General features: G+C 62.9%; 9 protein-coding genes. 6 read left to right on the top strand and 3 right to left on the bottom strand.

Features of this window, described 5'->3' with window-relative positions; translation table 11 throughout:
* Window positions 1-475: 475 nt before the first annotated feature.
* Complete coding sequence (gene apbC, locus DCY11_RS05540) at window positions 476-1,654, top strand: iron-sulfur cluster carrier protein ApbC (RefSeq protein WP_108681737.1); 1,179 nt, start codon at window positions 476-478, stop codon at window positions 1,652-1,654.
* A gap of 115 nt (window positions 1,655-1,769) precedes the next feature.
* Window positions 1,770-3,767: an asparagine synthase (glutamine-hydrolyzing) gene (asnB, locus tag DCY11_RS05535; protein ID WP_108681735.1), complete on the top strand. Its 1,998-nt coding sequence runs from the start codon at window positions 1,770-1,772 to the stop codon at window positions 3,765-3,767.
* Between the two features lie 67 nt (window positions 3,768-3,834).
* Here the strand turns inward: asnB and DCY11_RS05530 are convergent, their stop codons facing one another.
* Both DCY11_RS05530 and moaA read right to left on the bottom strand, forming a co-directional pair.
* The gene (locus DCY11_RS05530; protein ID WP_108681733.1) at window positions 3,835-5,790 is read right to left on the bottom strand and encodes a bifunctional diguanylate cyclase/phosphodiesterase; all 1,956 of its coding nucleotides are present in this window, start codon (window positions 5,788-5,790) and stop codon (window positions 3,835-3,837) included.
* A 205-nt stretch (window positions 5,791-5,995) separates the two neighbouring features.
* The gene (moaA, locus tag DCY11_RS05525; RefSeq protein ID WP_108681731.1) at window positions 5,996-7,000 is read right to left on the bottom strand and encodes a GTP 3',8-cyclase MoaA; all 1,005 of its coding nucleotides are present in this window, start codon (window positions 6,998-7,000) and stop codon (window positions 5,996-5,998) included.
* A gap of 223 nt (window positions 7,001-7,223) precedes the next feature.
* On the opposite strand from moaA, the gene DCY11_RS05520 reads away from it, so the two are divergent.
* Entirely contained in the window at window positions 7,224-7,418 is a 195-nt protein-coding gene (locus DCY11_RS05520; protein WP_108681729.1) for a DUF6494 family protein, read from the top strand.
* Window positions 7,419-7,465: 47 nt separating this feature from the next.
* A complete protein-coding gene (locus DCY11_RS05515) occupies window positions 7,466-7,837 on the top strand; it encodes a gamma-butyrobetaine hydroxylase-like domain-containing protein (protein WP_108683684.1) in 372 nt (123 codons plus the stop codon).
* A gap of 33 nt (window positions 7,838-7,870) precedes the next feature.
* On the opposite strand, the gene ada is transcribed toward DCY11_RS05515, so the two are convergent.
* Complete coding sequence (ada, locus tag DCY11_RS05510) at window positions 7,871-8,941, bottom strand: bifunctional DNA-binding transcriptional regulator/O6-methylguanine-DNA methyltransferase Ada (RefSeq protein ID WP_108681727.1); 1,071 nt, start codon at window positions 8,939-8,941, stop codon at window positions 7,871-7,873.
* A gap of 387 nt (window positions 8,942-9,328) precedes the next feature.
* On the opposite strand from ada, the gene DCY11_RS05500 reads away from it, so the two are divergent.
* Both DCY11_RS05500 and DCY11_RS05495 read left to right on the top strand, forming a co-directional pair.
* Window positions 9,329-10,705 (top strand): ATP-binding protein, encoded by a 1,377-nt coding sequence (locus tag DCY11_RS05500; RefSeq protein ID WP_108681723.1) that lies wholly within the window; start codon window positions 9,329-9,331, stop codon window positions 10,703-10,705.
* Between the two features lie 163 nt (window positions 10,706-10,868).
* Window positions 10,869-11,912 (top strand): PstS family phosphate ABC transporter substrate-binding protein, encoded by a 1,044-nt coding sequence (locus tag DCY11_RS05495; RefSeq protein ID WP_174202137.1) that lies wholly within the window; start codon window positions 10,869-10,871, stop codon window positions 11,910-11,912.
* The last annotated feature ends 123 nt before the right edge of the window (window positions 11,913-12,035 follow it).

Below are 12,035 nucleotides of genomic sequence, written 5' to 3'. Positions count from 1 at the left end.
CCCGTTCCGTCCGGCCACAACGCGCATATGTCCCCCACTCGGTTTTGCTGCTGCGCGGGCTGCCTATCGCAACCCTTGGTAATGAGGATGCAGCCGGGCTGGTTAAGGAAGCCTTGATGAGTGTTTCTTTTTGAGGGGAAGAACTTGCGATTTTCGCCCGAAAAGGTGCCTGCCCGGAACCTTTCTCCGGTCCGCACGTTCACCATACCGGCCGGCGGTGTGCGCACCCTACCCGAACCCAAGCTCCGCTTGGCCGATGGCTCTCCCCAAGCCCGGAAGCCCGGCGGAAACGCCGGGCTTTTTCTTTCACAGCAAAACTGGCAAACCATGCGGCGACGCGCCCGGTGCCTCGGACGGCCGGTCGGCTCGGGGCGTCTCCCGGCGCGCCCGTTTACCGGAAGGGTGCTTGAAATTTTGCACTGCGGTGCCTTCCTCACTACATTCCGGCGAAGGGTACGACACCAAAACACGGAAAATGACGGAAACACTCACAAAAGACCAAATCCTGGCCGCGCTGAAAGGCGTCAAAGGTCCTGATCTGTCTGACAATATTGTCTCTCTCGGTCTTGTGTCCGAGGTCGTCATCAACAAGGGCAAGGTCTACTTCGCGATCTCGGTAGACCCGGCCAGGGCGCCGGAACTCGAAGGCCTGCGGCAGGCGGCCGCAACCGTTGTCGAGGGGCTGCCGGGCGTCACGAGCGCCATGGTGACATTGACCGCCGATCGCGAGCCGGGGAGCACGGATACGAGCTCCGCCTCGACTCCGCGCCGCGCGCCTCAAGCCGAGCCGGCCCCGACAGCTGCGAAGGGGCCCGGTGCGCCCCAGCCGACACGCCAAGGTGGGGGCGGCATTCCCGGCATTAGCAAAATCATTGCCGTCGCGTCCGGCAAGGGCGGTGTCGGCAAATCCACGACAGCCGTCAATATCGCGCTGGCGCTGAAGGACCAGGGAATGAAGGTCGGCATTCTCGATGCGGACATTTATGGCCCCTCGATGCCGCGCCTGTTGGGGCTCAGCGGTCAGCCGCAGCAATTGGCCGGCAACAAGCTCGACCCGATGCGGCGCCACGGCGTCAAGGTCATGTCCATGGGCTTCCTGGTCGACGAAGAGACGCCGATGATTTGGCGGGGCCCCATGGTCATTTCGGCCATTTCCCAGATGCTCAAGGACGTTGCCTGGGGTGACCTCGATGTCCTGGTGGTCGACATGCCGCCCGGCACGGGCGACGCCCAGCTCACCATGGCGCAGCAGGTGCCGCTCGCCGGCGCCATTATCGTGTCCACGCCGCAGGACCTGGCGCTGATCGATGCGCGCAAGGGCCTCAACATGTTCACGAAGGTCAACGTGCCCGTCCTCGGCATCGTCGAGAACATGTCCACCTTCATCTGCCCCCATTGTGGCGGCCGGTCCGACATTTTCGGCCATGGTGGCGCCAAAGAGGAAGCCGAAAAGCTTGGCGTCCCCTTCCTGGGCGAGGTCCCGCTGACAATGGCGGTGCGGGAAACGTCCGATGGAGGAGAGCCAGTGGTCGCGAGCGATCCCGACAGCGAAGTTTCCAAGGCGTACCGGGACATCGCCCGGACGGCCTGGGCCGAGATTGAGCGCGCGTCGAGCGATGCCCGGCCCGCACCGAAGATCGTAATGGAGAACTAGCCGCAACGGCTGCGCCGTAGGGTTCAACACTGGGGGAAGCCGCTATTGGCGTAGCTGACCCTATTTGGCGCGAGCGCTCCGGAACGGGCGCCGCGCTGCAAAGGAATGATTGCATATGTGCGGCATTGCCGGATCGATCGACCTAGCAGGCAAGCGACTACCGGATCGGGGCATGCTGCAACGGATGGCGGACGCGCTCGTCCATCGCGGGCCCGAGGATGAGGGATTCCTGTCCGTGCCTGGCGTGGGTCTGGCGCAGCGCCGCTTGAGTATCGTCGGTCTCGAGGACGGACGGCAGCCGATCTACAACGAAGACCGCACCGTCGCCGTGATCTGTAACGGCGAGTTCTTCGAATACCCGGAACGCCGCGCCGATCTCGAAGCGAAGGGGCACGTTTTTCGGACTCATAGCGACAGCGAGATCCTGGTCCATCTCTATGAGGAGCACGGCGAGGACCTGTTCCCCTACTTGAAGGGTCAATTTGCCTTTGCGATCGTGGATCTCGCGCGCGGCGTCGTGCTTCTCGGCCGGGACCGTGTCGGCATCTGTCCGTTGTTCTGGTCGCGTCAGGGCGACACGATCTATTTCGCTTCCGAGATCAAGGCGCTGATCGCCTCCGGCGCCGTCCGGCCGGAAGCCGATCCCCGCGGGCTGGATCATCTCTTCACATTCTTTGCGATGGGTTCGAGCCGCACCGCCTTCAAGGGCGTTCAGTCGCTCGAGCCCGGGCATTGTCTGCGGATCGACCTGCCGAGTGGCGTCGGGGTAGCCAGTCCCGTCCAGCGCAAATACTGGGATTTCGATTTCCCCGATTGGGGCGACGAACTGGATGGGGACGTCGGCCAGCTCACCGATTCCTTCCAGTCGGTGTTCGAACGCGCTGTCGACATACGCCTGCGCGCGGATGTGCCCGTCGTCGGCTATCTGAGCGGCGGCGTGGATTCAGCCTTTGTCATGGCGACGGCCGCACGTGTTGCCGGTCGTCCCTTGCCGAGCTTCACGCTTCGCATTCCCAAGAAAGGCCTCGACGAGGTCGATGAGGCGATGGAGGCTGCGGAGGCAATCGGCGCGCATCCGACCGTGGTGCATGCCTGCTCCAACCTCATCATGGACTCCTACGAGGCCTTGACCCGCGCGGCCGAGTGCCCCGTTCTCGACACGTCTTGCGCCGCGCTCTTGGCGTTGTCGCGCGAAGTCCGCTCCCAAGGCTACAAGGTCGTCTTGACGGGTGAGGGTGCCGATGAGGGCTTCGCCGGCTACATTTGGTTCAAGATGCGTGAGATGGCGCGCCTCCTCGACTATGGCGACGCCTTCACGCCGACCTCGGTGCTTAGCCGGGCGATCCGCAAGATCGGTGCGAAGCAGAATTCCGACGAACTCAAGCAGATCGACGCGCTCGTCGGCGGTCCACATGCCCAATCGGTCATGTACAGCCTCGTGTCCACGTCGCGGGACCGCTATTTCAGCACTGGCTTCAAGGAAGAACTCGGCGGTCACGTCGCATACGAGGACTTCGATCTGGACCTCGATCGCATGGCGCGCTGGCATCCGCTCAACCGCTCGCTCTACTTCGGCTACAAGGTCCATCTCGCGGGCCTGCTTCTCACCCAGAAGGGCGACCGTATCGCCATGGCCAATAGCGTGGAGACCCGCTACCCCTTCCTGGACGAGGACGTCATCGGCTTCATGTCGCAACTCAGTCCGCGCTGGAAACTGCGCCGGCGCATGCGCGACAAGTTCCTGCTGAGGCAGGCTGCGGAGCGGATCTTGCCGAAAAATATCGCGCAGCGTCGAAAGCACATGTTCCAGGCGCCGTTGGCGGACAGTTTTCTCGTGAACGCGCCGGAATTCGTGCGCGAATTGATCAGCGAGGAAAGCCTGAAACGGACGGGCTATTTCGACGTCGATCAGGTGCGGCGGGATTGCGCCATGGTCGCCGAGGAGGGATCGAGCCGCAGTCTCGGCAGGTTCTACAGCCTCGGTCTCGGCGGCGTCGTCGCCACGCAGCTCTGGCACCATGTCTATCTTGGCGGCGGCCTGTGCAGCCTGCCGGCCTACACACCGGCCGAGCCGCAGGAAGAGGTGCCGCTCGAGGCAGCCGTCTCCGCGTAGCGGCGTCTTATCGCAAAACTCGGAAGTGCCGCCGGTCCCGGGCGACTTGGCGGAGGGGTCGTGGTTGCTAAGCCGCGCTGTGGCGCTTTGGCAGCGGCGAAACCTTTGCGGTCGCCTTGAGAGCGCCCTTTGCGTGAACCTCGGCGGTCTCGGGCCGGCCGTAGAGGAAGCCCTGAACCTGCGGACAGCCGAAGCGCCGCAGCATGCGGGCTTGCTCGGGCGTCTCGACACCTTCCGCCGTGACGGCAATCCGAAGCGACTTGCCGAGGGCAACGACCGATTTCACGATGGCGCGCATGGCCGGATCGCGGGTCATGTTGCGCACAAACTGCTGGTCGATCTTGATTTTCGAGAACGGGAACCGTGCGAGATAGCTCAGGCTCGAGTAGCCCGTACCGAAATCGTCCATGGCGATCCGGACACCGATTGACCGGAGGCGATTCAACTTCGCCAGAACCTCTTCGGTGTCGTTGATCAGAAGGCTTTCCGTGATCTCGAGTTCCAGCCGGCTCGCAGGCAAACCCGTTTGATGCAGGGCATCGGCCACCGTCTCGGTGATGTCGCCGACGCGGAACTGGGCCGGAGACAGATTGACCGCGACCGTCAGGTGCTCGGGCCACTGGGTTGCATCGGCGCAGGCCTGCCGCAGCACCCACTCGCCGATCGGAACGATGAGCCCGGTTTCTTCGGCGATTGGAATGAAATGCCCCGGCGAAATGAGCCCATGCTCCGGGTGGCGCCAACGGATCAGCGCTTCCGAGCCGCATGGCATCTCGGTCTTCAAATCGTACTGGGGCTGGTAGACGATCTCGAACTCGTTGCGTCTCAGCGCGTGCCGCAGATCCTGCTCGATCGTATGACGCCGCTGAAGAGCTTGGTCCATGCTCTCTTCGTAGAAGCAGACGCGCTGCCCGCCATCGGCCTTCGCCCGGGAGAGCGCAATTGCCGCATGCCGCAGCAGAACATCGGAGGTATCGCCATCGGCGGGCGCCAGCGCAATGCCGACGCTGGTCGCCAGGACGACCTCGCGATTGCTGACGTGGAACGGTTGGGCCAGAGCAGTGCCCAAGCGATGCATGAAGGCCATGACATCGCTGAGAGCCGCGATATCGGTCAGGACGATCGCGAACTCGTCACCGTCGACCCGCGCAACGATATCGGTGTCCCGCGCGAGATGCTGAATACGGCTTCCGAAGTCGTGGAGGACGCGGTCGCCGCCGTGGCCCTCCAAGGATTCGTTGAGTTCTTGGAAACGGTCGATATCGAGGCTGATAAGCGCCAAGTGCCGATGACCGGATTTCGTCCGCTCGAGGGCACTGTCGAGAAGGTCCGTGAGCGTAGCCCTGTTCGCAAGGCCGGTCAGCGTGTCATGCTCTTGCAAGTACCGGACTTCTTCGCTGGCGCGCCGCTGCGCGCGGCCGCGGCTCCAAGCCACAATAAGGGGGATGGCGATGCCGGCGCTGACGAGACCGAGAATGACGAGCGCGACGACGCCGAAATAGTTGGAGAGGACACCGGCCTGCTCGGTCTGGTCCAGATAGACCTCCAAGGAGCCATGCACTTTTCCGCGAAGGTTGATGGGAATATGCAGACGTGCGAAGTGCGTCGGCTTGGAGAGTTCTTCCCCGCCGTATAGGCCGATCGTGGCACCATTCATTTTGGGGTTGATGGCCGCGGCGACCGCCGACCGGTCCAGCCGAAGATCGGCAACGCCGCTCGTGTAGATCACTTCGCCTTTGGAATTATACAACTCGTAGCGCAGGACGCGCCGTCCGTATCCGGCCTCCGAGAAGACTTCCGCCAACTGCGCGGCACCGCCGGGGACCGTCAGCGCCTGCAGGATGACCTGAGGATCGGACAAGACCGCCTCGCGGATTCGGTCCTCGGCGGAGAAGGCCTCACGTTCCAGTTCGAGAAGGCCAATGCGATTCGGCGCCACCAGTGCGGCCAGCGCAATCGCGACGGCGAATGAGGTCAACCCCAGCCAGTGCCAGTATTCTTTCAGCAGTTCTTGTAGGCGCATGATGCCACTGCGACGGAAGTCGTTCGATTTGCTCTGTTCAACTTACGGCAAAATTTGGCGTCAGGAGGTTAAGAAACGACGTAAGCGGAGGGAATTAAAGTCTTTTTGTCGCGCAAGCGCCGCGATTCTGAGCAGAATCGGGGTGCCGCGGACGCAAAATCCGCAGTTTTCCGGGGATGAAACGCCTTCTTAATCGCGTTCGCGGTTAGCCGCCGGTCGCTGACATGAATCGAGGCAACGAGGGGGCCGAGTCGCGATCAATGATGAAATCGTGCCCCTTCGGCTTGCGGGCGATGGCTTCGTCGATGGCCGCGTGCAGCAAATCGTCGTCACGGCTGACACGCATCGGCGCCCTGAGATCGGCCGCATCCTCCTGTCCGAGGCACATATAAAGAGTGCCCGTGCACGTGACCCGAACTCTGTTGCAGGACTCGCAAAAATTGTGGGTCATCGGCGTGATGAAGCCGAGACGGCCGCCCGTTTCGCGAATACGAACGTAGCGAGCGGGGCCGCCTGTCCTGTCGGGAAGATCGTCCAGGGTGAAGTGCTGGGCCAAACGGGTCCGCACGAGGGACAGCGGCAAATATTGATCCGTCCGGTCTGTGCCGATCTCTCCGAGAGGCATGGTCTCGATCAGGGTCAGGTCGAAGCCGCGGCCATGGGCCCACCGCACCATGTCTTCGATCTCGTCCTCGTTGACGTCGCGCAGGGCCACGGCATTGATCTTGATCTTGAGGCCGGCGCGTGCGGCACGGTCGATGCCGCGCATGACCTGGTGGAAATCGCCCCAGCGCGTCAGGAAACGGAACTTGGCCGGATCGAGCGTGTCCAGGGAAACGTTGATTCGTTCGACGCCGTGGTCGGCCAACTGGTCGGCGAAGCGGTAGAGCTGGCTGCCGTTTGTGGTGAGCGTCAACTCCTCGAGCCCGCCGCCCAAGTGCCGCGACAGCGATTCGATAAGGCTCATGACATTGCGCCGCACCAGCGGTTCTCCGCCGGTGAGCCGCAATTTCCGCACGCCGCGCGCGATGAAGGCGCTGGCGAGGCGATCGATCTCTTCGAGCGTCAGTAGATCCTTGCGCGGCAGAAAGGTCATGTCCTCCGCCATGCAATAGGTGCAGCGGAAGTCGCAGCGATCGGTCACCGATACGCGCAAGTAGCTGATAGCGCGGCCAAACGGGTCGACCAGGTTGGTCTCAACATCACTCATAAGGGCGTCTCTTCGAGCCTGTTCCTCGCAAGTCGGCACGTTGGTTCGTGCCTCGTGTTTCGTCAGGGGGCGTGCCGTAAAACACGTCATGCCTTGCGGCCCCTAACTTCCGCCTCGATAGGGCAGGATCATCTAGAGTATATTGAATCTACAGCCTTTCAATAGCGCCAGGTCCCTCGCAGAGCGACCGTCATCGCGCACATCTCAGCAAGGGAGTCCGGCCATGGATGAGGATCGGTTCAACATGTCGATGCGACGTTTCTTGAAGGAAGTCGGCGTCACGTCACAGCAGGCGATCGAGGCCCTTGTCCGCGACTTTGGGTTGCAAGGGGAAGGCAAACTCAAGATGAAGATGGTTCTGACGGCCGACGGCACGTCCCTCAACCACGTGGTCGAAGGTGAAATCGATCTTGGTTGAGATGATCTTGGCTGACGAAAACCGGCTGACATGAGTTGGGTGACGCGATGAATGCTCCGGATGGCGGCTCGGCAAACTGGCCGACAGAGTTGAAACTCGACAAAGACAAACGCGTGCTGACCGTTTCCTTCGACGACGGAGCGCAGTTCGCGCTGCCGGCCGAGCTCCTGCGGGTGCTCAGCCCGAGCGCCGAGGTCCAAGGCCATAGTCCGGAGCAGCGAGTGACGGTGCCGGGCAAGCAGAACGTACGCATCGTGCAGTTGGAGCCGGTCGGGACCTACGCCGTGCGCATCACCTTCGACGATGGCCACAACACCGGACTCTATATGTGGGACTATCTGCGCGACCTCGGCGTGAACCAGGAGGCGCGTTTCAGGGACTATCTGACCGAGCTCGCCGACAAGGGCCTCTCGCGCTGAACTGAAATCTCGGCTGTGGCGCGGGATACCGCCTCAGCCTCTCTCTTTGTCGAGCAGGGCACGCTTGCGCTCCGGGCCCCAGCGATATCCTGACAGCGAGCCGTCACGGCGCACGATCCGGTGGCACGGGATCGCCACGGCGAGTTTGTTGGCGGCGCAAGCGCCCGCCACGGCGCGAACCGCGCCGGGAGCCCCGATCGCGGCGGCGAGGTCGCTATAGGATCGCGTCTCGCCGGCCGGGATCTTGCGCAGCGCCTCCCAGACGCGCCGCTGGAATGCGGTACCGCGAATGTCGAGCGGGATGGCGCTTTGGCTCCCAGGCTTATCGACCAGGGCGACAATGGAAGCCGCCGTCGCGGCGAAGTCCGCGTCCGCTTCGCTCAGGACCGCCTGAGGGAAGAGCGCGCGCAGCTCGCCGGCAAGGCCGTCGGCACTGTCGCCCAGCAATATGGCGCATACACCCTTCGTACTTGCCGCGACGAGGACATGGCCGAGGGAACAAGGCATCGTGGCGAATGTCAGCTGCTCGGAGGCGCCGCCTTTACGGAACGAGTCCGGCGCCATGCCGAGGGCGGCCGCGGCGCCGGAGTAGAAGCGTCCCGACGAACTGAATCCGGCTTCATAAAGTGCCTCCGTCACCGTCGTGCCGCGGGACAAGGCATCCCGCACGCGGTCGTTCCGCAACGCGGCCGCATAGGCCTTCGGCGTGATCCCGAGCGCGGATCTGAACTGACGATGGAAATGGTGGGTACTCGAGCCCACGGCGCGCGCGAGGTCCGCAAGGGGGATCGGGACTTCGGACTGCTCCAAGAGACGGCAGGCTTTTTCGACCCTTCGAGCCCAGGCAGGGGCCGCGGCCGCTTCGGTGGGCTTGCAGCGCATGCAGGGGCGGTAGCCGGCGCGCTCCGCCGCCGAGGGGCTCGCGAAAAAGGAGACATTGGCCCGGTTCGGCTTCCGAGCCGGACAGGAGGGTAGGCAGTAGATCCCCGTGGTCTTGACCGCGTAGTAGATAGCGCCGTCCAACCGGCTGTCGCGCGTCTGGACTGCTTGCCACGCGCTGTCGTCGTCGAGATGTCGGAAGCTGGTGGCTGGGTTGGGAGACATTGTTCCGAGGGTCGGTGTGCCGGGGGCGATCTGCCGCGATTGGAGGACGTGATATCGTGGGGATTGTGCCACCTGGATTGCTCGTGCGCACTCCGATCCTTGCCGGCGAACTGGACAGGATCGCCCTTGGGCAAATTTTGGGGCAGGCGAACGGCACGCCGGAAGTCGTGGTGGCAATCCCGTGCAGCGTGACCAATATAGAATGCGAAGGGATAGATTGCGGCGCGGTAACGCCCGTCGCGATGGAGGAGGCGTCCAACGCGGCCTTTCTTGGGGTTGGAGCGGCAGAATGTCGCGAAAAAGTGATAATTCGGGCGCACACAGGCGAATCATGATGCGGCGTAGGCCGTCAGCATCGAGACGAACGCGTGCCACCAGGAGACCACAGTGACCGACCATGCCGAACATGACGCGCGGGTGCCCCGGCAGCGCCGCGTTTGGCGTGCGCGTCAGGTCGCCAAGCGTGGGCTTCAGGCTCTGACCGCGAAGCTTTGGTCGTCCTTCTGGCTGATCGTCATCGTGGCCGTGATCATGGCAAGCCTCGTGGCGCTGGGAGATCTGTCCGTCGGATTGGCCCTGGCGTCCTTCGGCGGTTTCGTCGCGGCCGTGCTGCTGCTTCCTCATCAGGACACCGATCAGGAAGAAGAAGCCGGCTTTGCCCCGGCGCCCGTCGCCGACCGCAACCGCTCGCCCATGTCGGCGGTGGTCGATGCGCTCCCGGACCCGGGCATCCTTCTGAGCCCCACGGGCCAAGTGGTCTTCTTCAACGCCCCGGCGAAGGGGGTCTTCTCATCCTTGCGCGAAGGGAGCCATATTTCCTCACTGATCCGCGCGCCCGAATTCCTCGATGCCGTCAGCGCGGCGCCGCAGACCGGCCAGGCGGTTTCGGTCGTTTACGCCGAGCGCGTACCGGTCGGCCGCCGCATGGAAGCCACGGTGGCGCCGCTGGGACGGAAGGGTGGGCCCAATAGCGATATCCTGGTCCTTCTGCGCGACTTCACCGAGGGCGATCGCATCAATCAGATGCGGACGGACTTCATCGCCAATGCCAGCCACGAGATGCGCACGCCGCTTGCTTCGTTGCGCGGGTTTATCGAGACACTGCAAAGCACGGCCAAGGAAGACGAGGCGGCCCGCGAACGCTTCCTGCCGATCATGGCGGAGCAGGCCGCGCGCATGACCCGGCTGATCGACGCCCTCCTGTCGTTGAGCCGTCTCGAAATGAACGCGCACGTCCCGCCGAGCGACCTGGTCGACCTGAACGACGTTTTGGGCCATGCCCGCGATACGCTGGAGCCGATCGCGGCGGACAGTCACATGACCTTGGAGGTCGAGCGGTTCGCGAAGCCGGCGATCGTGCGTGGCGATCGTGACGAACTCTTGCAGGTGCTTCAGAACCTCGTGCAGAACGCGCTAAAATACGGCCGTCCAAACGGCAGTGTACGGATCGAAGCCAAGCACATTCCCTCGCTCAATCAGCACGCGAGGGGACGTTTCGCGATCTCGGTGATCGACAACGGGCCCGGCATCTCAGCCGAGCATCTGCCCCGCCTGACGGAACGCTTCTATCGGGTCGACGTCGATTCGAGCCGCGAGAAGGGCGGGACCGGCCTGGGTCTTGCTATCGTGAAGCACATTCTCAATAGGCATCGCGGCGAGTTGGCGATTGCTTCAAAGCCGGAGCAGGGCTCGACCTTCACGGTCATGCTTAACGAGTCGCAACCGGCGGGCGACCGGGCATCGTTGTCCACAGCCTCAAAATAGAAAACCTATTACAGAACAGCAAGTTGAGCTGTCATAATAGAGAATCATCAGCGTCATAAAACAATGGTCGAGGGCCATTAGCGTGCCCATGAGCTGGCGGCGTAGGGCACGCCGGCGGAGGCGCTTATTTGAGCGCCGTTATCCAAGCCAAGGGAGTTCTATTGTGAACAGGTTTGCTATCGCAGCGTCGACGCTCGCCGTCGCCGCTCTCTGCACGGGCGGCCCCGCGCTGGCCCGTGATCAGGTTCAGATCGCAGGTTCCTCGACCGTTCTGCCGTATGCGCAGATCGTTGCCGAGGATTTCGGTAAGACCTACTCCAAGTTTAAGGCGCCGGTCGTCGAGTCCGGTGGTTCGTCCGCTGGCCTGAAGCAGTTCTGCAAGGGCGTCGGCGAAGGCACGATCGACATCGCCAATGCTTCGCGTCCGATCAAGGACAAGGAAATCGAGGCCTGCGCCGAAGCTGGTGTGAAGAACATCATGCCGGTCCGCTTCGGTTATGACGGCATCGTCTTCGCGACCGACGCCAAGTCGGACGCTTGGGCTCTCGAGCCGAAGGACGTCTATCTCGCTCTGGCCGAGGAAATCCCGGTCGATGGCAAAATGACGGCCAACCCGAACAAGACCTGGAAGGACGTGAACGACAAGCTGCCGGATTGGAAGATCGTTGCGTACATCCCGGGCGAGAAGCACGGCACCCGTGAAGTCTTCGAAGAGAAGGTTCTCGCGGTCGGTTGTGAGGCCGTTGGCGGCATGAAGGCGCTTGAAGAAGGCGGCATGGACGAGAAGGCCGCTGAAAAGGCTTGCGTGAAAGTCCGCAAGGACGGCGGCGCAGTCGACATCGACGGCGACTACACCGAGACGCTGGCCCGCATTCAGTCCAACCCGGAAGGCGTCGGCGTCTTCGGTCTGTCGTTCTACGAGAATAACACCGACAAGCTGAACGTCGCCACCATGAGCGGCATCTCGCCGTCCGTGGAGACGATCTCCTCCGGTGAGTATCCGGTCTCCCGCCCGCTGTTCTTCTACGTGAAGAAGGACCACATCGGCGTGATCCCCGGTCTGAAAGAATATGTCGAGTTCTTCACCAGCGAGAAGATGATCGGCCCGGACGGCCCGCTGGCCGACTATGGTCTCGTCCCGCTGCCTGAGAACGAGCTCGAAGCTCTTCAGGAAGAAGTCGAGGAGGGCAAGGTCCTCAGCATGTAATGCTGACGATCTCGTCTGACTAAAGCCAAGTTGGGGGAGCGGCGCGCGAAGAGCGCCGCTCCCCCGGCCGGCCCTCGAACCGGGGCCAGCTAGACTTAAGAATGACGGACCGAGGGGGGTCGC

It is taken from the genome of Methyloceanibacter sp. wino2 (assembly GCF_003071365.1).
Classification (GTDB): Bacteria; Pseudomonadota; Alphaproteobacteria; order Rhizobiales; family Methyloligellaceae; genus Methyloceanibacter.
Note: the sequence above shows the minus strand (reverse complement) of the source record. Positions and strands in the feature narration are given on the sequence as shown.

Coding starts and splice junctions, on each gene's coding strand:
- apbC (WP_108681737.1), top strand. CDS start 476: ATGACGGAAACACTCACAAAAGACCAAATCCTGGCCGCGCTGAAAGGC.
- asnB (WP_108681735.1), top strand. CDS start 1,770: ATGTGCGGCATTGCCGGATCGATCGACCTAGCAGGCAAGCGACTACCG.
- DCY11_RS05530 (WP_108681733.1), bottom strand. CDS start 5,790: ATGCGCCTACAAGAACTGCTGAAAGAATACTGGCACTGGCTGGGGTTG.
- moaA (WP_108681731.1), bottom strand. CDS start 7,000: ATGAGTGATGTTGAGACCAACCTGGTCGACCCGTTTGGCCGCGCTATC.
- DCY11_RS05520 (WP_108681729.1), top strand. CDS start 7,224: ATGGATGAGGATCGGTTCAACATGTCGATGCGACGTTTCTTGAAGGAA.
- DCY11_RS05515 (WP_108683684.1), top strand. CDS start 7,466: ATGAATGCTCCGGATGGCGGCTCGGCAAACTGGCCGACAGAGTTGAAA.
- ada (WP_108681727.1), bottom strand. CDS start 8,941: ATGTCTCCCAACCCAGCCACCAGCTTCCGACATCTCGACGACGACAGC.